At 69.7% G+C, this 19,068-nt stretch carries 21 protein-coding genes; 16 read left to right on the top strand and 5 right to left on the bottom strand.

All coding sequences use genetic code 11. The features are described 5' to 3' along the window. The first annotated feature begins 170 nt into the window (after positions 1-170). Genes OG876_RS02990 through OG876_RS02970 form a run of 5 tightly spaced genes read left to right on the top strand, consistent with a single transcriptional unit; the run spans position 171 to position 3,562 of the window. Positions 171-857, top strand: coding sequence for a hypothetical protein (locus tag OG876_RS02990; RefSeq protein WP_328523181.1), 687 nt, complete (start codon positions 171-173; stop codon positions 855-857). A gap of 1 nt (position 858) precedes the next feature. After that, positions 859-1,284 carry a phage holin family protein gene (locus tag OG876_RS02985; protein ID WP_328523180.1) on the top strand — a complete coding sequence of 142 codons (426 nt, stop codon included), beginning with the start codon at positions 859-861 and terminating at the stop codon, positions 1,282-1,284. Continuing rightward, the gene (locus tag OG876_RS02980) at positions 1,260-1,892 is read left to right on the top strand and encodes a DUF3618 domain-containing protein (RefSeq protein ID WP_328523179.1); all 633 of its coding nucleotides are present in this window, start codon (positions 1,260-1,262) and stop codon (positions 1,890-1,892) included. Before OG876_RS02985 ends, OG876_RS02980 begins: the two co-directional genes overlap by 25 nt. Continuing rightward, complete coding sequence (locus OG876_RS02975; protein WP_328523178.1) at positions 1,892-2,839, top strand: YihY/virulence factor BrkB family protein; 948 nt, start codon at positions 1,892-1,894, stop codon at positions 2,837-2,839. The genes OG876_RS02980 and OG876_RS02975 overlap by 1 nt, the downstream gene beginning before the upstream one ends. A 51-nt stretch (positions 2,840-2,890) precedes the next feature. Continuing rightward, positions 2,891-3,562 carry a GAF and ANTAR domain-containing protein gene (locus OG876_RS02970; protein WP_328523177.1) on the top strand — a complete coding sequence of 224 codons (672 nt, stop codon included), beginning with the start codon at positions 2,891-2,893 and terminating at the stop codon, positions 3,560-3,562. 57 nt (positions 3,563-3,619) lie between these two features. Here the strand turns inward: OG876_RS02970 and OG876_RS02965 are convergent, their stop codons facing one another. Further along, on the bottom strand, positions 3,620-4,177 hold the full coding sequence (locus tag OG876_RS02965) for a hemerythrin domain-containing protein (protein ID WP_328523176.1): 558 nt from the start codon (positions 4,175-4,177) through the stop codon (positions 3,620-3,622). Between the two features lie 160 nt (positions 4,178-4,337). On the opposite strand from OG876_RS02965, the gene OG876_RS02960 reads away from it, so the two are divergent. Then, positions 4,338-5,000, top strand: a complete 663-nt coding sequence (locus tag OG876_RS02960; protein ID WP_328523175.1) for a DUF6766 family protein — start codon at positions 4,338-4,340, stop codon at positions 4,998-5,000. Between the two features lies 1 nt (position 5,001). Here OG876_RS02960 and OG876_RS02955 read toward each other — a convergent pair whose 3' ends face one another. From OG876_RS02955 to OG876_RS02945, 3 genes are all read right to left on the bottom strand, one after another. Then, a complete protein-coding gene (locus tag OG876_RS02955) occupies positions 5,002-5,730 on the bottom strand; it encodes a GAF and ANTAR domain-containing protein (protein WP_328523174.1) in 729 nt (242 codons plus the stop codon). Between the two features lie 49 nt (positions 5,731-5,779). After that, positions 5,780-6,511, bottom strand: a complete 732-nt coding sequence (locus OG876_RS02950) for a GAF and ANTAR domain-containing protein (RefSeq protein ID WP_328523173.1) — start codon at positions 6,509-6,511, stop codon at positions 5,780-5,782. A gap of 61 nt (positions 6,512-6,572) precedes the next feature. Next, positions 6,573-6,872, bottom strand: a complete 300-nt coding sequence (locus OG876_RS02945) for a hypothetical protein (protein WP_328523172.1) — start codon at positions 6,870-6,872, stop codon at positions 6,573-6,575. A 229-nt stretch (positions 6,873-7,101) separates the two neighbouring features. Here OG876_RS02945 and OG876_RS02940 point away from each other — a divergent pair, with 229 nt between their 5' ends. The 4 genes from OG876_RS02940 to OG876_RS02925 all read left to right on the top strand — a co-directional run bounded on the left by OG876_RS02940 (position 7,102) and on the right by OG876_RS02925 (position 10,305). Then, the gene (locus OG876_RS02940; RefSeq protein WP_328523171.1) at positions 7,102-7,569 is read left to right on the top strand and encodes an SRPBCC family protein; all 468 of its coding nucleotides are present in this window, start codon (positions 7,102-7,104) and stop codon (positions 7,567-7,569) included. Positions 7,570-7,686: 117 nt separating this feature from the next. After that, a complete protein-coding gene (locus tag OG876_RS02935; protein WP_328523170.1) occupies positions 7,687-8,145 on the top strand; it encodes a hypothetical protein in 459 nt (152 codons plus the stop codon). Between the two features lie 84 nt (positions 8,146-8,229). Then, on the top strand, positions 8,230-8,973 hold the full coding sequence (locus tag OG876_RS02930; RefSeq protein WP_328523169.1) for an SDR family NAD(P)-dependent oxidoreductase: 744 nt from the start codon (positions 8,230-8,232) through the stop codon (positions 8,971-8,973). Between the two features lie 27 nt (positions 8,974-9,000). Then, on the top strand, positions 9,001-10,305 hold the full coding sequence (locus OG876_RS02925; RefSeq protein WP_328523168.1) for a wax ester/triacylglycerol synthase domain-containing protein: 1,305 nt from the start codon (positions 9,001-9,003) through the stop codon (positions 10,303-10,305). Here the strand turns inward: OG876_RS02925 and OG876_RS02920 are convergent. Further along, on the bottom strand, positions 10,261-11,445 hold the full coding sequence (locus OG876_RS02920) for a PucR family transcriptional regulator (protein ID WP_328523167.1): 1,185 nt from the start codon (positions 11,443-11,445) through the stop codon (positions 10,261-10,263). The genes OG876_RS02925 and OG876_RS02920 overlap by 45 nt on opposite strands. A 176-nt stretch (positions 11,446-11,621) precedes the next feature. Here OG876_RS02920 and hpnC point away from each other — a divergent pair, with 176 nt between their 5' ends. Genes hpnC through ispH form a run of 6 tightly spaced genes read left to right on the top strand, consistent with a single transcriptional unit; the run spans position 11,622 to position 19,068 of the window. Beyond that, positions 11,622-12,497, top strand: a complete 876-nt coding sequence (hpnC, locus tag OG876_RS02915) for a squalene synthase HpnC (protein WP_328523166.1) — start codon at positions 11,622-11,624, stop codon at positions 12,495-12,497. Further along, on the top strand, positions 12,494-13,357 hold the full coding sequence (gene hpnD / locus OG876_RS02910; protein ID WP_328523165.1) for a presqualene diphosphate synthase HpnD: 864 nt from the start codon (positions 12,494-12,496) through the stop codon (positions 13,355-13,357). Before hpnC ends, hpnD begins: the two co-directional genes overlap by 4 nt. Then, positions 13,354-14,691: a hydroxysqualene dehydroxylase HpnE gene (gene hpnE / locus OG876_RS02905; protein WP_328523164.1), complete on the top strand. Its 1,338-nt coding sequence runs from the start codon at positions 13,354-13,356 to the stop codon at positions 14,689-14,691. The genes hpnD and hpnE overlap by 4 nt, the downstream gene beginning before the upstream one ends. Further along, positions 14,688-15,701 (top strand): polyprenyl synthetase family protein, encoded by a 1,014-nt coding sequence (locus OG876_RS02900; protein WP_328523163.1) that lies wholly within the window; start codon positions 14,688-14,690, stop codon positions 15,699-15,701. The genes hpnE and OG876_RS02900 overlap by 4 nt, the downstream gene beginning before the upstream one ends. After that, entirely contained in the window at positions 15,698-17,605 is a 1,908-nt protein-coding gene (gene shc / locus OG876_RS02895) for a squalene--hopene cyclase (protein ID WP_328523162.1), read from the top strand. Before OG876_RS02900 ends, shc begins: the two co-directional genes overlap by 4 nt. Further along, entirely contained in the window at positions 17,602-19,068 is a 1,467-nt protein-coding gene (gene ispH, locus OG876_RS02890; protein WP_328523161.1) for a 4-hydroxy-3-methylbut-2-enyl diphosphate reductase, read from the top strand. The genes shc and ispH overlap by 4 nt, the downstream gene beginning before the upstream one ends.

Raw genomic sequence — 19,068 nt, 5'->3', positions numbered from 1 at the left:
TGGTACGGAAGAGTGCCATTTCGGTAAGTCCTTGCTGCGAGGCAGAGATGCTGCGCCCTCTGGCCTAGACAGGCCACCTCCTCAGCCCTGTGTCGCCGTGCTTCTCGTACGGCGGATCAGACGCGGGCTGATCCATGACGTCAATCAATGCTCCTGGAAGGAGCCGTCACATGACGCATACAACGAACCACCGGATGGACTCGGACAGTCCGCCCACGGAAGGTGTCGCCGGGACAGCCCGGGACGAAGCCGGGCAGTTGAAGGAGACGTCGGCCGACGCCGCCCGTCAGGTTGCGGGGACCGTGAAGGACAAGGCATCGGACGTGACGTCGGATGTCCGGGAGCAGACCCGCCGGCTGGCCCATCAGACGCGGAACGAGCTGGTCGGACAGGCGAGCCAGCAGAAGGACCGGGCCACCAACGGACTCCGTTCGGTGAGCGACGAGCTGCGCGGGATGGCCGAGCACGGTCAGTCCGGGCTGGGTGCTCAGCTGGCACGGCACGGTGCGGGTTTCGCGGATCAGGCTGCGGACTTCCTGCAGCAGCACGAGCCTGGCGATTTGCTGGACGAGGTCCGCGGGTTCGCGCGGCGCAAGCCGGGCACGTTCCTGCTGGTGGCGGCGGCCGCCGGGGTAGTGGCCGGCCGTCTCACGCGCGCCCTGGCAGCAGGCGGCACCAACGCGTCGGGCAGCACCGGTAGGTCGTACGGCAATGGGTCGGTGAGCGGCAACGGCATGCCGGGGCAGCAGGTCGGTGACGCGGATGTCGACGACTACCTCGTCCCGCCGCCGGTTGCGCCCAACCAGGATGCCGGGGCCCCGGTCCAGTCCAGGTTCACGCCCGGACCGGGGCTGTGACATGACTGTCGACGGATCACCGCCCGGCACCAGTCCGGCCCGGTTGTCGATGGATGAGTCGGTTGGTCAGCTGGTCTCCCAGCTGACCACCGACCTGGGGCAACTCACGCGCCAGGAACTGGCGCTGGCCAAGGCCGAGCTCCAGGCGGAGGCGAAGAAGGCCGGCAAGGGCGCAGGCATGCTCGGCGGCGCGGCGTTCGCCGGCTGGATGGTCGCCCTCTTCCTCTCCTTGACGGTGATGTGGGCTCTCGACGAGGCGATGGATCTCATCTGGGCAGCGCTCATCGTCGCCGCCATCTGGGCGGTCGTGGCCGCCGTACTGGCGACGACGGGACGCAAGGAGCTCCAGGAAGTCAATCCGAAACCCGACCAGACGGTCGAATCACTCAAGGAGGATGCGAAATGGCTGAAGACCCGGAAGAGCTGAAGCGCGACATCGAGCAGACGCGGCGCAACCTGGGCCGCGACGTGGACGCCCTGACGGAGAAGGTCAGCCCTGGTCGCGTCGTCGGCCGGCGGGTCGACCGGGCTCGCGGTGGGGTCCACCGGCTGAAGGAGCACGTGATGGGTTCGGCGGAGTCTGTGGGAGGAACCGTGAGCGATACCGCCGGTTCGGCAGTGTCGACCGTGCAGGACGCGGGCAGCAAGGTCGGTGACGCTGTCAGTTCAGCACCGGACATGGCCCGGGCGCGGACTCGCGGTACGCCGCTTGCCGCCGGCCTGATCGCCTTCGCGGCCGGATGGGTCGCGGCCGCCGCACTCCCGGCGTCGACGCGGGAACGCGACCTGGCGCAGGACACCAAGGACAAGGCGATGGAGGCCGCCGGTCCGGTGAAGGAGCAGGCCGCCCAGATGGCCCACGAGGTGAAGGACAACCTCCAGGAGCCGGCACAGCAGGCTGTCGAGAACGTCAAGCAGTCCGCATCCCAGGCAGCGACCGACGTGGCCGACGAGAGCCGCTCGGCGGCTCACCAGGTCGCGGACGATGCCAGGGACTCGGCGGACAACGTCCGGCAGGCCGGTTCCTCGAGCTGATGAGCGACGAACGGCGGGACGTTCCGGGACTGGATGCCGAGAAGCCGACCGAGATCCCGGCGACCGGCTGGTGGCAGGTGATCCGGCGAGCTTGGGCTGAGGCCAAGGCCGACCAGGTTCCGCTGCTTGCGGCCGGCGTCGCGTTCTTCGGTTTCCTCTCGCTGTTTCCTGCCGTTGTCGCCGGGGTGCTGGCCTATGGGCTGGTTGCGGATCCGGCGCAGATCCGCAACCAGGTCAAGGATCTGGCCGCGACCATGCCGGCGTCAGGGCGCGATCTGCTGCTCCAGCAGCTCGACGCTCTGACCTCGGCGCCACGGCAGGGGCTGGGGATCGGCGTCGCGATCGCCGTCGTGGCCGCGTTGTGGAGCGCGTCAGGAGGCGCGGGGTACCTCCTGACCGCTGTCAACCTCGCGTACGACGAGGACGAGACGCGCGGGTTCGTCCGCCGCAAGCTCCTCGCACTGGGCATGACGTTGGGCGCGATCGTCTTCGTCCTGCTCGCGATCGCCCTGTTCACGGCCGGCGCGGCGATCGGCAATGATGTGGCCACGCCGGTCCGGATCCTGCTCGAGGCGGTACGGCTGGTGCTGGCCGTCGTACTGATCACGGTGGCGCTCGCGGTCACCTACCGGCTGGGGCCGGATCGGGACGCGCCACGCATCCGCTGGGTGTCCACGGGTGCCATCGTCGCGACCGTCATCTGGCTGATCGCGTCGACCGGCTTCTCGATCTATGTCGCGACGTTCGGCAACTACGCCAAGACCTACGGCAGTCTGGCCGCGGTGGTGGTCCTGATGTTGTGGCTGTGGCTCACCGCGTACGCCGTACTGCTAGGAGCCGAGATCAACGCCGAGGCCGAACAGCAGACCGCCCGGGACACGACGAAGGGCGAGCCGCGTCCCCTCGGCAAGCGAAACGCCGTCAAGGCTGACTCCGTCCCGCAGTAGCTTTGGGCTGCATCGGCGTGCATGTGGGCGATTCGGGGTACCGGTTGTGGCGTGAATGAGGACCAACTCCTGAATCTGGCGCAGCGGCTGGGGAAGACGCTGACTCCGGGCGACCTTGACCACACGCTCAGTCGCATCACGGCTGCGGCGGTCGAGGCGCTGCCCGAGACCGACTACGCGAGCATCACGATCCTGCATGCCGACGGCCGGCTGGAGACGGCCGCGCCGACCGATGCGTTCCTGCTGGGTCTCGACGAGGCGCAGTACGACCTGCATGAAGGTCCCTGCTACGAAGCGGCGGCTGAGGCTGTACACGTCGCTTCGCCGGATCTGGCCCGGGACGAGCGCTTTCCCCGGTACGCCGTGAGTGCGCTGGCGGCCGGTGTTCACGCGCAAGCGGGTCTCTCGCTCTTCAATGCCCCGAAGTCACGTGGCGCCCTCAACCTGTATGCCAAGCAGGTCGGGGCCTTCCGCGACCTGGGAACGCTCGGCGTGCTCTTCCAGCACCAGGCGGCGATGGCGATCGACTACGCCCGCGAGATCCAGAACCTGCGCGAGGCGGTCAACACTCGCACCACGATCGGTACGGCGGTCGGCATCGTCATGGAGCGGTACCACCTGACCGACGACCGCGCCTTCGCCTTCCTCACCCGCCTGTCGCAGGACGGCAACGTCAAACTGCGAGAGGTAGCCAGGCGCCTCATCGCCGCCACCCGCGGATAGCCGGCCGGGCGCGCAGAGCGGCCGCGGTCGAGTGACCGCGGCCGGCGTCGGGGTGGATCAGAGGTCAGCTGCGCGTTGGACCTTTTGCTGGAGTTTGTCCTTGGGGAGGCCTGAGGTGCCGGAGATGCCTGCGTTCGTTGCCTGTTGGGCGAGTTGGTCGCGGGTCAGTTCGCCGGGCTGTTCGCCGAGGTGTTGCTTGCGGCTGGCAACGAATGCCTCGCCGAGCTCGTTGCGTCGTTCGGCGGACAGGCCGGAGCGCATGCCCGGGAGGACCTTGGTTTCCTCCTCTTCGACGTGGTGCGACACGGCGTCGACGAGGTTTTGCAGTGCCTTGTCGAACTCGGGCGACGTCGGGTCGGTCTTGGCGAGCTTGGCCAGCAGCTGGTCGGCCTCGATGTGCTCCTGCTGACTGTGCGACACCTCTTCCTTCTCACCGGCCTCGGCAGCCGCGACCGGGTAGACCTCGGCCTCCTCGGCGCGGCTGTGCGCGGTCAGCAACGTGGTGAGCACCGGCAGCAGGTTCGGCCGCTTCTCCGGATTCTCCTTGAGCTCGTCGAAGAGCCGCTCCACCTCGCGGTGGTCCTGCATGATCAGATCGACAACATCAACGGGCATTTCGAAGTCCTCTCGGCTGGTCTGTTGCCGGCACCGGTACCCGCACCCCAACCACCGAAGCCCGATCCGCGGCGTACGGCGTACTCGCGTGAGCGGATGGCCGGGGGGTACCGGGACCCCGAGGAAGCTGGGCGCTGAACGGGTGAATGAGGCGGTGCTGATGCGTTGGGTTCGGCTGCGGGCCTTGTTGCTGGTGAATCTGGGGCTGTTCGCGTTGTTCCTGGTGGGGGTGTTGCTCACCGGGCACGCGCACGAGAACGAGGACTTGTCCGATCATGGTCAGCCGACCGAGTCACTGGTCGCGTATGCCGGGTCGTCCTCGTTCGGTGAGACAGTCTTCGAGAACTGGGAGTCGGAGTTCTTGCAGATGGGGATGTATGTACTGCTCACGACGTTCCTGGTGCAGAAGGGGTCAGCGGAGTCGCGGCCGATCGGCGAACCCACCGAGCAGGATGAGGATCCGCGGGACCATCGCAACGATGCCAGGGCTCCGTGGCCGGTGCGGCATGGTTCGGAGCTGGTGCTGAGGCTGTACGAGAACTCGCTGGCGATCGCCTTCGGGATCGTGTTCTTCCTGTCCTTCTGGCTGCACGCCGTGACCGGCGCCGGTGCGTACAGCCAGGATCAGGAGCTGCACGGCGGCCAGGCCGTGACCGCGTGGCAGTACGTGCGTACGTCGCAGTTCTGGTTCGAGTCGTTCCAGAACTGGCAGAGCGAGTTCCTCGCGGTCGCGGCGATCATCGGGGGCTCGGTCTATCTGCGCCAGCGCTCGTCATCGCAGTCGAAGCCCGTCCATGCGCCCAACGACCAGACCGGCGATTGACTCACCCGGTGGCGGGTTGGAGGTCGCTGGCGGTGAGGGTGTGGGTGGTGATTTCTGCGGCGACCGCGCTGAGGTGCAGGTGGTTGCGGCGGGCGTGATCGCGCATCAGGCTGAAGGCGGCGTTGAGCGAGAGGCCCGCGCTCGCCGCGAGGATGCCCTTGGCCTGTTCGATCACGATGCGGCTGTTCAGGGCGCTCTGCAGCTGCTCGGCGAGGATCTCGCCGGAGCGGATGGCGCGCTCCTGCAGCAAGGCGACGGTGGCGATGTCGCAGAGCGCCTGCCCGAGCTCGATGTCCTCCTGGGTCAGCGTCGAGCGCTGGGCGCAGAACAGGTTGAGAGCCCCGATGACCCGGCCGCGCAGCCTGAGCGGCAGCGCATGGGTCGAGTGGAAGCCCGCGGCCGTGGCGGCGGCGTGGAACCGCGGCCAACGCTGGCTGAACTCGCCGAGGTCGACATTCGTGATCTGCTGACCCGTGGTGTAGCAGTCCAGGCACGGGCCCTCGTCGTTCTGCAGGACGAACAGTTCGAGCAGCCGTGCTTCCTCGGACGTCGAGGCCATCACCTGCAACACGCTGTGCTGGTCGGCGAGGATCAGCCCTGCGGCGTCGGCGTCGAGGAGCTCGACGCTGCGCTCGCAGAGCAGGTGCATCAGGTCGATGACATCGAAGTCGTCGACGAGAGTATCGGCGAGCTCGACGAAGACCTGCCCTAGACGCTGCTCTCTGGTCATGACCTGATTCCTTTCCCGGTCGATCGGTCGAATCCTCGCATCGGCCCGCCTACTCATCATTGTCGCTGTCGGGTGGGAAAGTCAGCCGCCGGTGCACAACATCGCTGGCGATATCGAGCAGCGGCCGCCCGGTCGAATAGGCCCTCGCTCGGAGCACGAGCAGCGCTTCGGTCAGCCCGATGGCAGCCTGGACCGAGACCATCCCGGTGGCCTGATGGATCTCGCGGCGCCCGTCGGCGGCGTCGGCCAGCAGCGGGTGCAACTGGCCGATCGGGGTGCCGTGCTGCAGCTCCAGCAGGATCGTGGTGGCGGCGGCCGCGAAGTCGAGTGCCTCGGCGAGCTCGAGCCGGTCCAGCGATCCGGTGGTACTGCGGTACAGGTCGAGCACACCGAGCCGGATCGCGCCGACCTGGAGCGGGAAGGCGAACACCGCGGCAATTCCGGCGTCGGTGGCAGACATGGTGAAGGCAGGCCATCGAGTCGTACCGGACTGGACCAGATCCGGCAACAGGACAGGCCTGCCGGCCCGTGAGGCGTCCAGGCACGGACCCTCACCGAGGGTCTGTTGCAGGTCTTCCATCGCAGCCGCCGGTGCGTCGCTGGCGACCAGGAGACCCGCATGGCCGGCCGCCGTCATCAACGCCATACCCGCGCCGTCGACGGGCAGTGCGGCGATCAATGCGGTGCACAGACGCTGCAGTGTCTGCTCGGCCGTGCTGGTCCGGCCGGGAGGGTCGGTGAGGACCTCCAGGAGGATCTGCTGTACTCGCGGTGATGCCACGGATCAGCTCACCTCGGAGTCGTCATCCGCGCGCCTTGCACCACCCGACCGGCCGATCCGGTCATGACGTCGCCGCCTCAGCCTGCCCGGCGTACGGAGCGAAGTCCACCGGGCGCACCGACGCCCTGCCGTCGGCCTGCGGGCCGACCGGCATGTAGAGGTAGTTGCCCAGGTGGTCCTTGGCGGGCTGGTGCGTGCGGGGATGGTGGATCAGCCGGTAGATCGGGGTGTCCGGGGTGACCGCGACTTCTGCCGGTGGGTCCTCGCCTTCGATCGCCCAGCACTGTCCGTGCGCCGGGCCACCGTAGGCCCGCGCCACCGCGGTGGATCGCCACGCGGGGGATGTCGTTGCCGAGGCCATGGGGTCACCTCTTCAGCCGTCGTACTTTGGAGAAGGTGCCGTGGTCCGGGGCAAGCACTGCCACACAGGTACCCGCTGCGGCCGTCCGCATAACTGTGGGGATACCTAGACCTCGAGCATGCGCCATCACGGCGCGGTTGTCATCGGCGGCGCCGGCCCTCGCCGAGGTGATCAGCGGCTCCCTGCGCCAGGTGAGACCCGAGGCTTGAGGGGTGGGTACAGCTCAGGCATGAGTGAGAACGAGTGGGTGGTGCGGGCTTCGAGCGCGGATGTGTTCGCGGTGCTGAGTGACGGGTGGTCGTACGCCGGGTGGGTGGTCGGCGCCGCGCGGGTCCGGTCGGTCGACCAAGGGTTCCCGGCGCCCGGAACGAGTCTTCACCACTCGGTCGGTGTCTGGCCGTTCATGGTGAACGACGTGACCACGGTCGAGGAGTTCGAGCCGGACCACCGGTTGGTGATCAAGGTCCGCGTCTGGCCGGCCGGCGCCGGCCGGGTCGAGTTCGTCACCACCACCCGCCCCGACGGCTGCCTCCTGGTGATGCGCGAAGAGACCGTCGAAGGTCCCGTGCACGTCCTGCCGCATGCCGCCATCGACCCCGTCCTGCACTGGCGCAACTCCGAGACCCTGCGTCGCCTCGCCTACTTGGCCGAATCACGGGCCGGCCTGCACCAGACCCACCCCGCCTCCACGAGGTGACGCGGGCACCGGCTGACGACCACTTGGCCGGGACTCGCCGGATGTGATCGCTCCTGGTCCGCGTGACTGATAGACAGGCCATCGGATGTCTGGTGGACCGAGAGCTCTTCGATGGTGATGGCGTGGCGCTTCGGCGCGGTGAGCGCCGAGGCTGTGATGGCGGTTGTCGCGACGGCCGAGCTGTTCGAGGACTGGGTGGTCGGCGTACCCACGCCTGTCGACGCCGACCGGAGATGGCCGGAAACCGGCAGCATTGTCCGGAAGGACACCGATCGGGAGCCGCACGGCAGGCACTCCTACGACCGTCATCTGACCGTGGCGGTCGTCGAGTCCTGGCTGCCACCTCAGGAGCTGGTCCTCCGCCTACGGAGTGGATTGGGCGGCTGGATCCGGTTGACGATCAGGGTGCAGCCACGACCTGGAGGAAGCCTGATCGAGGTCAGAGCGGATCCGATCACCGCCTCGGCTCGGTTGAGGTACGCCGGACCGGCCCGATCTCGCGCCGAGGAGCGCTGCGTGATGGTTGCCGAATCACTGATCCAGCTGGCCACCGAGCGGAGCGCCGCAAGCGGTTGAGGGGTCCACCGGCGAGTATCGTGAATCAGCGCGGTCGGGAGCACTGGAAGGTGGGCCTTGGAGCTGGGCGGCGCGGTGGTGTTGGTGACTGGCGGGTCGGCCGGGATCGGGCGGGCCGTTTGTCTCGAGCTCGCGTCGGCCGGGGCGGTGGTCGTGGTGCACGGGCGCGACGTCCGGCGTACGCAGGACGTCGCGGATCAGGTCAACGGCGTTGCGGTGCAGGCCGATCTGCGTGAGTACGGCGCTGTGCAGTCGCTGGCCGGGGAAGCCCTGGCGGCACATGGACGGCTGGATGTGCTGATCGCGAACGCCGGTCAGGGGTGGTCCGGGCCGTTCGTCGAGATGAGTGACGAGGAGATCGCGGACCTCGTCACCGTGGATCTGACCACCACGATGCGGCTGGCCCGATTGCTGGTGCCTGGGATGGTCGAGCGTCGCACCGGCTGTCTGCTGCTGGTGACGTCCGTCGCCGGGCGGACCGGCGTTGCGGGGGAGGCGGTCTATGCGGCGGCGAAGGCAGGGCTGGACGCGTTCGCGGAGAGTTTGCGGCTGGAGCTGGCCGGGACGGGGGTCCAGGTCGGCGTCGTCGTTCCCGCTGCGGTCGACACCGGCTTCTTCGCCACCCGGGGTCGCGCCTACGACCGGCGCGTACCGCGGCCGGTCGAGCCGGCGGTGGTCGCGCGAGCCGTCGTCCGGGCGATCGAGCAGGACCGGGCCGAGACGTGGATCCCGCGCTGGATCCGGCTCGCCGCCGTCGTCCGGGCGCTGTTTCCAGCCGGCTTCCGGCGACTCGCCACCCGCTTCGGGGAGTCGATCCGGTCCGGGTGACCGGACTGCTTGTGCTATGACAAGTGCGTGGCCGACGGAGGATCAACGCATCGGGCCGCCCGCGCGGGCGTGGTCGTGCCGTCGAGTGACGCCTTCTTCCTGCAGGTGGAAACAGCCGCGGCGCCTCAGCATGTCGGTGGGCTGGTCGTGTTCGAGCCGAGCGAGGGTGACGCGTTGTCGCTCGAGCGGGTGACCGAGCTGGTGAAGGGCGAGCTCGATCGATTGCCCCGGTTCCGCCAGCGGTTGGGGCCGCGGTCGCGCTGGCACCGACCGCGGTGGATCGACGTCGCCGAGATCGACTGGTCGTGGCACGTCAGCGAACGCCGCTCGGCGGACGGTCCGGCCGGCGTACGGCGGATCATCGCCGAGCTGGCCGAGACCCCGATGCCCCGCGACCGTCCGTTGTGGCGACTCGTGATGGTCCGCGACGCAGCGCCGGGAGCCTCGGCGATGATCCTGCTGCTGCACCACGCGGTGGCGGACGGGATCGGCACCGTGATCCAGGCGCTGAACCTGCTCCGTCCGCGGATCGAGCTGCCCGGACTCCGCAGTCCTGCGCCCGGTCGCGCGAAGTTGCTTGGAGCAACCATCGCCGGACTCGCCCAGCTGGCCACCGACGGCGGAGCGAGAGCACGTGTGGACAGCACGTCGGCACGGCGGGAGTTCGCCACGGCCGCTCTCGACCTTTCCGCCGTACGGCGGGCCGCCACGGATCGGGGTGTCCGGGTGACCGATGTCGTCCTCGGTCTGGTCGCCGAGGCGGTCGCCGTCACCCATCCGGAGGTCGCCACCCGGCTGCGCGGCCGGATGCGGGTCGCGGTGCCGTTGATGGTGCGCGATTCCGGTTCGGCCGCGGAGACCAACGCGACCGCGGCCGTGATGGTCGAGGTGCCGCTGGACGGCCGTCCGTTCGACGAGCTGGTCATCGAGATCAGCCGGCGTACCGGGCGCTTGCGGACGCCGAGCCGGGCGGTGGCCTCGCGGTTCGTGATGGCGACCGGCCTGCGCGCGTTGCCCGAGCCGCTGGCCGGGTGGTTCGCGCGGACCGTCTACGGGCGCCGGTTCTTCCACGCCATCGTGTCGAACATGCCCGGCTCGACGCTGCCCCTGTCGATGGACGGGATCACGATCGCGTCGGTCTACCCGATCCTGCCGCTGGCGCCCGGGGCCCCGATCGCCGCGGGCGCGCTGAGCTGGGCCGGCTCGCTCGGGATCGGTCTGGCCACCGATCCGGCGGTCATCGACGCGGACGTCCTCGCCGCCCGGATGGCGCACGTCCTGAACGTCTCACCGCATCGGCCACACGAGCGCGAGGAAGAGACGCGCGCGTGACCGCGGCGAGTCCAGCTGATCGCCGAACCGTTCGCGCAGCTGGGCCACCCGGTAGCGCACGGTCTGCGGGTGGATATGCAGTTCCTCGGCGATCGCCGTCCGGTCGCCCATGTGCCGCAGCCAGGCGGTGAGGGTCTCGATCAGCCGTTCCCGGGCTCCGGCCGGGAGGTCGTCGAGCGGCGCGAGCAACTGCTCGCGGAGGAATCCCATCAGGCGTTCGTCGCGATGGACGATGATCGTGTCGAGATGCTCGTCGGCGAACACCGGGTCGTCGGTGAGAATGCCGTGCTGCTTGAGCCGTACGGCGATCTGCGCGATCGTGACGCTGCGCGGCAGGTACTCCAGCGGCACGGTGTGGCCGACCACCGCGTTCGCTCCACGGAGAGCCCGCCGGAGTTGCTCCCGGCGACCCGACAGGCCGGGGTCGGGGACGATGAGGCCGGACAGTTGTTCGTGCCGCACCGGCAGCGATCCCGCGTCGACGTGGGACAGCACCCGCCGCGCGACGTCGGCGTTCGCGTCCACCAGGACGACGGCACCGGTCGTGGGCAGCGGCCAGTTCGCCCGCGCGGCCGCCTCCCGGATCGCGGTCATGCCCGAGCGATCGGACAACAGCAGGTCGGCCAGTTCCTCGCGGCTGCGTTCCCGGGCCGAGGCGTCCTCGCCCTGTTCCAGGACGTAGCCGCGCGCGGACGCCGACGAGAGCTGGTTGATGAAGTCGAACACGGCTTCGGCGAGCGCGGCCAGCACGTCCGGCCGGACCTCGAGGGCCAGCGCGGTGGCCGAGACATGCCGCCAGGCGGTCCGGGCGCCGAGCTGGTAGGCGGTGAGCAGGCGGGTCAGGTCCTCGCCGGCCTGCCACTGGCGGCGGCCGATCTGCTCGAACACGATCTGGATCGTCTGCGCGCCTTCCAGCCGGTCGATCCGGGACGCCGACCGGCCGTGCTCGGCCATGTCGAGGAGGCGGTGGACGAACAGCTCGGCGGCCTGCTGCATCCCGTCCGGATTGTGGTCGAGGAAGGCGGCGTACTCCGGCCAGCCGTCCGCGAGCAGATCCCGCACCTCGGCGATCAGCTCCGGCAGCCGGCTGTCGAGGGCAAGCTCCAGTTGCGCCCGGCCCTGCGCCGCGTCCGTGGTCATCTGCTGTCTCGCGTGCCCCCTCGCACCCTCGCGCCGATGTCGCCGGCCGACCCTTCCTGCTACCAGTCCGAACGGGCGGCCCTGCTCCGGATTGTACGGTCGTGACAATTTTCAGGTCCAGGAATCACTCCGGCGGCGGCAGACCTGGCGATCCGGACGGACCGAAGATGGCTGATATGGCGAGTTCGCGTCCCCGGCCGTCCGGCACTTCCCCGTCAACCGGCGAGGAAGCGCTCCGTACTCGCGAGAACGCCGAGAACTTCCCCGTCGCCCTGCGCTTCCTGCCGCGCCGGCATCGTGACCACCTGCACGCGATCTACGGCTATGCGCGGATGGTCGACGACATCGGCGACGCGTTCACCGGTGACCGGACGGCCCGGCTGCACGAGCTGTCCGCGGACCTCGGCACGATCTGGTCGGGCGGTCAGCCGTCGGACGCCGTACTGCGGCGGCTGGCGCCGACCGTGCACGCCCGACGGATGTCGGCCGAGCCGTTCGAGCGGCTGATCGAGGCGAACCTGCAGGACCAGGTGGTGTCGAGTTACGAGACCTTCGACGACCTCCTTCGGTACTGCGCCCTGTCCGCCGAGCCGGTCGGCCGGATGGTGCTGGAGATCTTCGGGCAGGCGACCCCGGAGACCGTCGCGCGGTCCGACCAGGTGTGCACCGCACTGCAACTGCTCGAGCACTGGCAGGACGTCGGTGAGGACAGGCGGGCCGGTCGCGTGTACCTCCCCCAGGAGGATCTGCGCCGGTACGGCGTCGCCGAGCACGACCTGGATCAGCACAGCGCGGGTCCACGACTTCGAGAGCTGATGCGGTTCGAGATCGAGCGGGCCGCCGGTCTGCTCGCTGAAGGGACGGCGATCGTGCGGCAACTGCAGGGATGGGGCAAGGTCAGCGTGGCCGGTTTCGTAGCCGGAGGACAGGCCACCGTGTCGGCACTGAGGCAGACCGAAGGCGACGTGCTCGGCCGGTCCGCCCAGCCGTCGCGCCGTACGACGGCGATCCGTGCCGTCGGCCTGCTGGCTGGCCGGCGGTCGGTGCGATGAGCACGATCGAGCAGGCGTACGTCACCTGCGAGCAGATCACCCGAACCGAGGCCGGCAACTTCTACTACGGCATCCGCCTGCTCCCGCAGGACAAACGCTCCGCGCTCTGTGCGATCTACGCGCTCGCGCGCCGGATCGACGACATCGGGGACGGCGACGACGCGACCGCGGACAAGGAGACGGCCCTCGCCGGGGTCCGCAAGGACCTGGGCAGGCTGGCCGACAGCAGCGACCCGGTGCTGGCCGCTGTGAACGATGCCGCCCACCGGTTCCCGGTGCCGTTGGGCGCGTTCGAGGAACTCATCGACGGTGTCCAGCTGGACCTGGGCGACGTCCGGATCGCCGACTTCGACGAACTCGTCGTGTACTGCCGGCACGTCGCGGGGTCGGTCGGCCGGCTGTGCCTGTCGGTCTTCGGCAGCAGCACCACCGACCCGAGGACGTCCCTGTACGCCGATCAGCTCGGGATCGCCCTGCAGCAGACCAACATCCTGCGCGACATCCGCGAAGATCTCGGCAACGGCCGCGTCTACCTCCCGCAGGACGAGCTCGATCGGTACGGCGTGGACCTGCGCGTCGACGACCTCGGCACGCTGGAGGACCCGGCCGGCCGGCTCGCCGCCTACATCCGGTACGCCGCCGGTCGCGCCGGCGACTGGTATTCGCTCGGCCTGCGGCTCGTCCCGCACCTCGACCGGCGGAGCGCGGCGTGCTGCCGGGCGATGGCCGGCATCTATCACCATCTGCTGGGCCGGATCGCCGGCGATCCGGTTCTCGTCTACGACCAGCGGCTGTCGCTGAGCGTCGCCCAGAAGGCGCGCGTCGCCGTGACCGCCCTGGCCGGAGGAGGCCGGCGATGACCGCCCGGCGCGTCGGAGTGGTCGGCGGTGGCCTGGCGGGCCTCACCGCGGCCCTGCGATGCGCCGACGAAGGCTTTGCGGTCACGTTGTTCGAAGCACGTCCCCGGCTCGGTGGTCTCACGCACTCGTTCCAGCGCGACGGACTGTGGATCGACAACGGGCAACACGTGTTCTTGCGGTGTTGCACGGCGTACCAGGGCTTTCTGGAGCGGCTGGGCGTCTCTGACCAGGTGACGGTGCAGGACCGGCTCGATGTCCCGGTTCGCAGTGAGCTCGATGTGCGGGCCGGGCGACTTCGCCGGACGGGATTGCCTGCGCCTCTTCACCTGGGGTCGACCTTGGCGCGGTATCGGTGGTTGAGCCCGGCGGCCCGGGCACGGGTGGTGCGCGGGGCGTTGGCGCTCGGCCGGGTGGATCGCACCGATCCCGAGGTCGACCAGCAGTCGTTCGGGGATTGGCTCACTGCGCACGGGCAGGATCAGCGAGCCATCGAGACCGTCTGGGATCTCATCGGCATCGCGACCCTGAATGCTCCGGCCGAGCGGGCCTCCTTGGCGCTGGCCGCGACGGTCTTCCAACTCGGGCTGCTCGAGTCCGCCGCGGCCGCGGACATCGGCTGGTCGCTGGTGCCGCTGCAGGAACTGCACGGCGATGCGGCGGCGCGTGCGCTGACGGCTGCGGGAGTGACCGTGCGGACCCGATCCAAGGTCCGCGACGTCGTACCGGCAGGCAACGGCTGGACCGTTGACGGGGCCGCGTTCGACGACGTCGTACTCGCGGTTCCGCCGGCGGCTGCGGAGACGCTCGTGCCGGCCGGAGCGGTCGAGCTGGAGTCGGGGTGGGCGGACGAGCTGGGCAGTACGCCGATCGTGAACCTGCACGTCATCTACGACCGGATCGTGCTCGACGAGCCGTTCTTCGCGGCTGTCGACAGCCCGCTGCAGTGGGTGTTCGACCGCACCCGACAGGCCGGTCTGAGCCAAGGACAGTACATCGCCGTGTCGCTGTCGGCGGCCGACGACCTGATCGACACACCGGTCCCGGAGTTGCGTGACCGCTTGCTGCCGCACCTGGAGCGACTGCTGCGGATCACCGACGCGCGGGTCCTGGAGTTCTTCGTCACCCGGGAGCGGCAGGCCACGTTCCGGCAGCGGCCGGGCACGTCCGGCCTGCGTGCGTCGGCGCGTACGGCGCTGCCCGGTCTCTACCTCGCCGGTGCGTGGACCGACACCGGCTGGCCCGCAACCATGGAGGGCGCCGTCCGCAGCGGTGAGGCCGCAGTGGCCGCACTGCTCGAACGACGCCCCGCAGAACGTCGGGAGGCAGTGGTATGACGATCACCGCGGAAACCCTCGACCGCAGTCGTGGCATGGTCGCACCGGCCCTGCGGCTGGCCGTCGAGCGCCTCGATCCGTTCACCCGGCTGGTCGTCTCGTACCACCTCGGCTGGTCGGACGAGCACGGGACGCCGACCGTGGCGAACCCGGGCAAGACCCTGCGGCCCGCGCTCGCGCTGCTCGCCGCCGAAGCGATCACCGGCCGGCCCGAGCCGGGCTTGCCGGGCGCGGTCGCGGTCGAGCTCGTCCACAACTTCTCCTTGCTGCACGACGATCTGATGGATCGCGACACCGAACGCCGCCATCGCCGGACCGTGTGGGCGGTCTGGGGTGACGCGACCGCCGTACTGGCTGGTGACGCGCTCCTGTCCCTGGCCCACGAGGTGTTGACCGAGGGTGAGTCTCCGGACGGACAGGCAGCCGGCCGGGCGCTGGCGATCGCGACCCGGGAGTTGATTCGCGGGCAGGTGCTGGATCTGGCCTTCGAGCAACGCAACGACGTGACGCTGGACGAGTGCCTGGACATGGCGGCGGGCAAGACCGGAGCTCTGCTCGGGGTCAGCGCCGCGATCGGCGCGATCCTGGTCGGCGCGCCGCAGGTCGTGGTGGGCGGGCTGTCCAGGTTCGGTGCCGAGCTCGGGATGGCGTTCCAGCTCGTCGACGACCTGCTCGGGATCTGGGGATCGCCCGAGGTCACGGGCAAGCCGGTGTTCTCCGACCTGATCGCGCGCAAGAAGACCTTGCCGGTCACCTGGTCGCTCGATCACGGTGGCGACGCCGGGCAGGAGCTGGCCGCCTGGTTGTGTCGCGACGGCAGTCCGACGGAGGACGAGCTGCGGTACGCCGCCCAGCTGATCGAGCGGGCCGGTGGCCGGGACTGGGCCGTCCAGGAAGCACGGCACCGCATCGGTCTGGCCGAGCAGGCTCTCGACGAGACAGAGCTCGACGACATCGCCCGCAATCGGCTCGGTGAGCTCGCCCGCTTCGTGATCGAGCGGCAGTCATGACCGCTGGCGAGCGCGTCGATCCAATGATCGGTACGACTGCCGGCGTACGGACTGCCCTCGACGCGGCCGTGGAACACCTGCGCGGGCGCCAGCACGAGGACGGCTGGTGGAAGGGCCTGCTCGCCACCAACGTGACGATGGACGCCGAGGACCTGATGCTGCGGACGTTCCTCGGCATCGCCACGCCGCGGACGAACGAGGAGACCGCCCGCTGGATTCGTTCCCAGCAACGGGCCGACGGTTCGTGGGCGACGTTCCACGGCGGGCCGGGCGATCTGTCGACCACGGTCGAGGCTTGGGTCGCCCTGCGCTTCGCCGGTGATCAGCCCGATACCCTGCAGCTGCGCAGGGCTGCCGAGTTCGTGAAGTCCGAGGGCGGGGTCGAGCGGGCTCGCGTGTTCACGCACATCTGGCTTGCGCTGTTCGGATTGTGGAGTTGGGACGACTGTCCGGCGCTGCCGCCGGAGATCATGTACCTGCCGGCGTGGGCGCCGCTTAACATCTACAACTGGGGTTGCTGGGCTCGGCAGACGATCGTGCCGCTCACCATCGTGAGCGCCCTCGAGCCCGTGCATCCGGTCGATTTCGGCATCGCCGAGTTGAAGACCGGGACTCCGCCGCCGCCACGGCAACCGGCGTACAGCATCTCTGGATTCTTCGAGCGCCTCGACACCGTGCTGCACGGCTATCGTCGCCGGCCGCTCAAACGCCTGCGGCAGAAGGCGATGCGCCTCGGCGTCGAGTGGATCCTGGCGCGTCAGGAGGCCGATGGCGGCTGGGGCGGCATCCAGCCGCCGTGGGTGTACTCGCTCATCGCACTGCACCTGATGGGCTATTCGCTCGATCATCCCGCGGTGCGCGCCGGTATCGAGGGGCTCGACGGTTTCACCGTCCACGACTCGTCGCCCGACGGCCCTGTCCGGTGGCTGGAGGCCTGCCAGTCGCCGGTGTGGGACACCGGGCTCGCCCTTGCGGCGCTGCTGGACGCGGGTGTTCCGGCCGACGATCCGGCCGTCCTCAAGGCGACCGACTGGTTGCTGGGCGAAGAGATCCGGGCCGGAGGTGACTGGCAGGTGCGCCGGCCTGAGCTGCCCCCGGGCGGCTGGGCCTTCGAGTTTGCCAATGACAACTATCCCGACACCGACGACACCGCCGAGATCGTGCTTGCCCTGCGCCGCGTGCGTCATCCGGATCCTGCCGGGGTGCGAGCGGTGATCGATCGTGCGGTGGTGTGGACGACCGGGATGCAGTCGCGCGACGGCGGGTGGGGTGCGTTCGACGCCGACAACACCCACACACTGGCGAACACGTTGCCCTTCTGCGACTTCGGCGCCGTCATCGATCCACCGTCGGCCGACGTCACCGCCCATGTGGTCGAGATGCTCGCGGCCGAGGGGCGTACGGACGAGGAGCCGTGCCGTCGCGGCGTACGGTGGTTGCTCGACGCGCAGGAAGCCGACGGCTCGTGGTTCGGCCGCTGGGGCGCCAATCACGTCTACGGCACCGGCGCTGTCGTCCCGGCCCTGATCGCTTCGGGAACGTCCGCCGACGCGTCCGCCGTCCGGGTGGCGGTCCGCTGGCTGGAGGATCACCAGAACGACGACGGCGGCTGGGGCGAGGACCTCCGCTCGTACGACGATCCCGCGTGGATCGGCCGGGGTGAGTCGACCGCTTCGCAGACCGCGTGGGCGCTGCTCGCGCTACTTGCCGCGGGCGAGGACTCGGCCGCGGTCGACGGAGGCGTCGAGTATCTCGTCCGTACCCAGCGCGCGGACGGTGGCTGGGACGAGGACCTCTACACCGGCACTGGCTTCCCCGGTGACTTCTACATCAACTACGAGATCTACCGCCTCGTCTTCCCGATCTGGGCGCTCGGCCGCTACGTCGCACGGAGCACCCGATGACCGGAATCGTCAGTACGCCGTTGTGGTCCGAGTGGCTCGCACTCCACGGCCGGCTCACGGCCGACGTCGTACGCACCGGACGTTCGTCCAGCGGCCGCCTGACCGATGGGAAGCCACTCCTGGTCGCCGGTGTGGCCGGTGCTCTCGGCAACGAACTCCGGCCCGGCGACCTGGTCGTCGCCGACGAAATCCGGAGTGACGCCGAGATCCTGCCCAGTCATGCGTCTCCGTTGCTCGTGGGTGCGTTGCGGCGAGCCGGTCTGCGGGTGCACCACGGGCCGATCGTGACGACCCGGCGAATCGTCGACGCGCCGGATGCCCGCCGTACGCTCGCAGCAACCGGAGCCTTGGCGGCCGACACCGAATCCGCACTGGTCGCCGCGGCCGCACCTCCAGGACAGGCGGCGGTGATCCGTGCCGTTGTCGACACGCCGGACCATCGCCTGCTCCGTCCAGGGACGCTGATGCGTGGGCCGAAGGCCTTGTGGGCCTTGCGTCGCGCCGCTCCCGGCATCGATGCCTGGGCCGCCGCGACCGGCGATCGCGAGGTCCTGCTCGCCGGCCCGAGGTCCTTCTGCGCGGGCGTCGAGCGCGCCATCGAGATCGTCGAACGTGCGCTGGTGAAGTACGGCCCGCCGGTGTACGTCCGCCGGCAGATCGTGCACAACAGCCACGTCGTGCGTGACCTGGAGCGACGCGGCGCGGTCTTCGTCGAGGAGGTCGCCGAGGTCCCCGAGGGCAGCGTCACGGTACTCGCCGCCCACGGCGTCGCCCCGCAGGTCCGGACCGACGCCGCGGCCCGCAACCTCCGGGTGATCGACGCCACCTGCCCGCTGGTCGCCAAGGTGCACAGCGAGGTACGCCGGTTTGTTGCTCGCGGCAACACAGTGTTCCTGATCGGGCACCGTGATCACGAGGAGGTCGTCGGCACCCGGGGTGAGGCGCCCGGCCAGGTGGTCGTGGTGGCCGATCCCGACGAGGCCGGGCGGGTGAGCGTCGCCGATCCGCGGCGGGTCTCCTACGTCATGCAGACCACCCTCGCCGTCGACGAGGCCGAGCAGACGGCGGCCGTTCTGCGGGATCGCTTCCCCGCGCTCGACGGTCCGCGCAGCGACGACATCTGCTACGCCACCACGAACCGGCAGCAGGCCGTCCGCGCCGTCGCCCGGCAGGCCGACCTCGTGCTCGTCCTCGGATCGGCGAACTCCTCCAACTCCCACCGGCTCGCAGAGGTCGCCGCGGCCGATGGGGTCCCGGCGTACCTCGTCGACGACGCGAGCGCCGTCGACCTGCACTGCTTGCGCGGCGTACGCCGGATCGGCGTCACCGCGGGAGCATCCGCACCACCTCAGCTCGTCGACGATCTGGTCCGCTGCCTGTCCGGCCTCGGCCGGGTCGCGGTCACCGAGATCAGCGTCGCCGACGAGGACATCCGATTCACCCTGCCCAGGGAGGTGAGCTGA

It is taken from the genome of Kribbella sp. NBC_00359 (assembly GCF_036097425.1).
Lineage (GTDB): Bacteria > Actinomycetota > Actinomycetes > Propionibacteriales > Kribbellaceae > Kribbella.
The sequence above is the reverse complement of the archived record's forward strand: the minus strand, read 5'-3'. Positions and strand labels throughout refer to the sequence as shown.

Excerpts from the sequence above, each read along its gene's own strand:
- OG876_RS02965 (WP_328523176.1), bottom strand. The coding sequence starts at position 4,177 with ATGCCCGTTGATGTTGTCGATCTGATCATGCAGGACCACCGCGAGGTG.
- shc (WP_328523162.1), top strand. The coding sequence starts at position 15,698 with ATGACCGCTGGCGAGCGCGTCGATCCAATGATCGGTACGACTGCCGGC.
- OG876_RS02945 (WP_328523172.1), bottom strand. The coding sequence starts at position 6,872 with ATGGCCTCGGCAACGACATCCCCCGCGTGGCGATCCACCGCGGTGGCG.
- OG876_RS02990 (WP_328523181.1), top strand. The coding sequence starts at position 171 with ATGACGCATACAACGAACCACCGGATGGACTCGGACAGTCCGCCCACG.
- OG876_RS02935 (WP_328523170.1), top strand. The coding sequence starts at position 7,687 with ATGGCGTGGCGCTTCGGCGCGGTGAGCGCCGAGGCTGTGATGGCGGTT.
- OG876_RS02955 (WP_328523174.1), bottom strand. The coding sequence starts at position 5,730 with ATGACCAGAGAGCAGCGTCTAGGGCAGGTCTTCGTCGAGCTCGCCGAT.
- hpnD (WP_328523165.1), top strand. The coding sequence starts at position 12,494 with ATGAGCACGATCGAGCAGGCGTACGTCACCTGCGAGCAGATCACCCGA.
- OG876_RS02900 (WP_328523163.1), top strand. The coding sequence starts at position 14,688 with ATGACGATCACCGCGGAAACCCTCGACCGCAGTCGTGGCATGGTCGCA.
- hpnC (WP_328523166.1), top strand. The coding sequence starts at position 11,622 with ATGGCGAGTTCGCGTCCCCGGCCGTCCGGCACTTCCCCGTCAACCGGC.
- OG876_RS02975 (WP_328523178.1), top strand. The coding sequence starts at position 1,892 with ATGAGCGACGAACGGCGGGACGTTCCGGGACTGGATGCCGAGAAGCCG.
- OG876_RS02920 (WP_328523167.1), bottom strand. The coding sequence starts at position 11,445 with ATGACCACGGACGCGGCGCAGGGCCGGGCGCAACTGGAGCTTGCCCTC.
- OG876_RS02980 (WP_328523179.1), top strand. The coding sequence starts at position 1,260 with ATGGCTGAAGACCCGGAAGAGCTGAAGCGCGACATCGAGCAGACGCGG.
- hpnE (WP_328523164.1), top strand. The coding sequence starts at position 13,354 with ATGACCGCCCGGCGCGTCGGAGTGGTCGGCGGTGGCCTGGCGGGCCTC.
- OG876_RS02940 (WP_328523171.1), top strand. The coding sequence starts at position 7,102 with ATGAGTGAGAACGAGTGGGTGGTGCGGGCTTCGAGCGCGGATGTGTTC.
- OG876_RS02960 (WP_328523175.1), top strand. The coding sequence starts at position 4,338 with ATGCGTTGGGTTCGGCTGCGGGCCTTGTTGCTGGTGAATCTGGGGCTG.
- ispH (WP_328523161.1), top strand. The coding sequence starts at position 17,602 with ATGACCGGAATCGTCAGTACGCCGTTGTGGTCCGAGTGGCTCGCACTC.
- OG876_RS02985 (WP_328523180.1), top strand. The coding sequence starts at position 859 with ATGACTGTCGACGGATCACCGCCCGGCACCAGTCCGGCCCGGTTGTCG.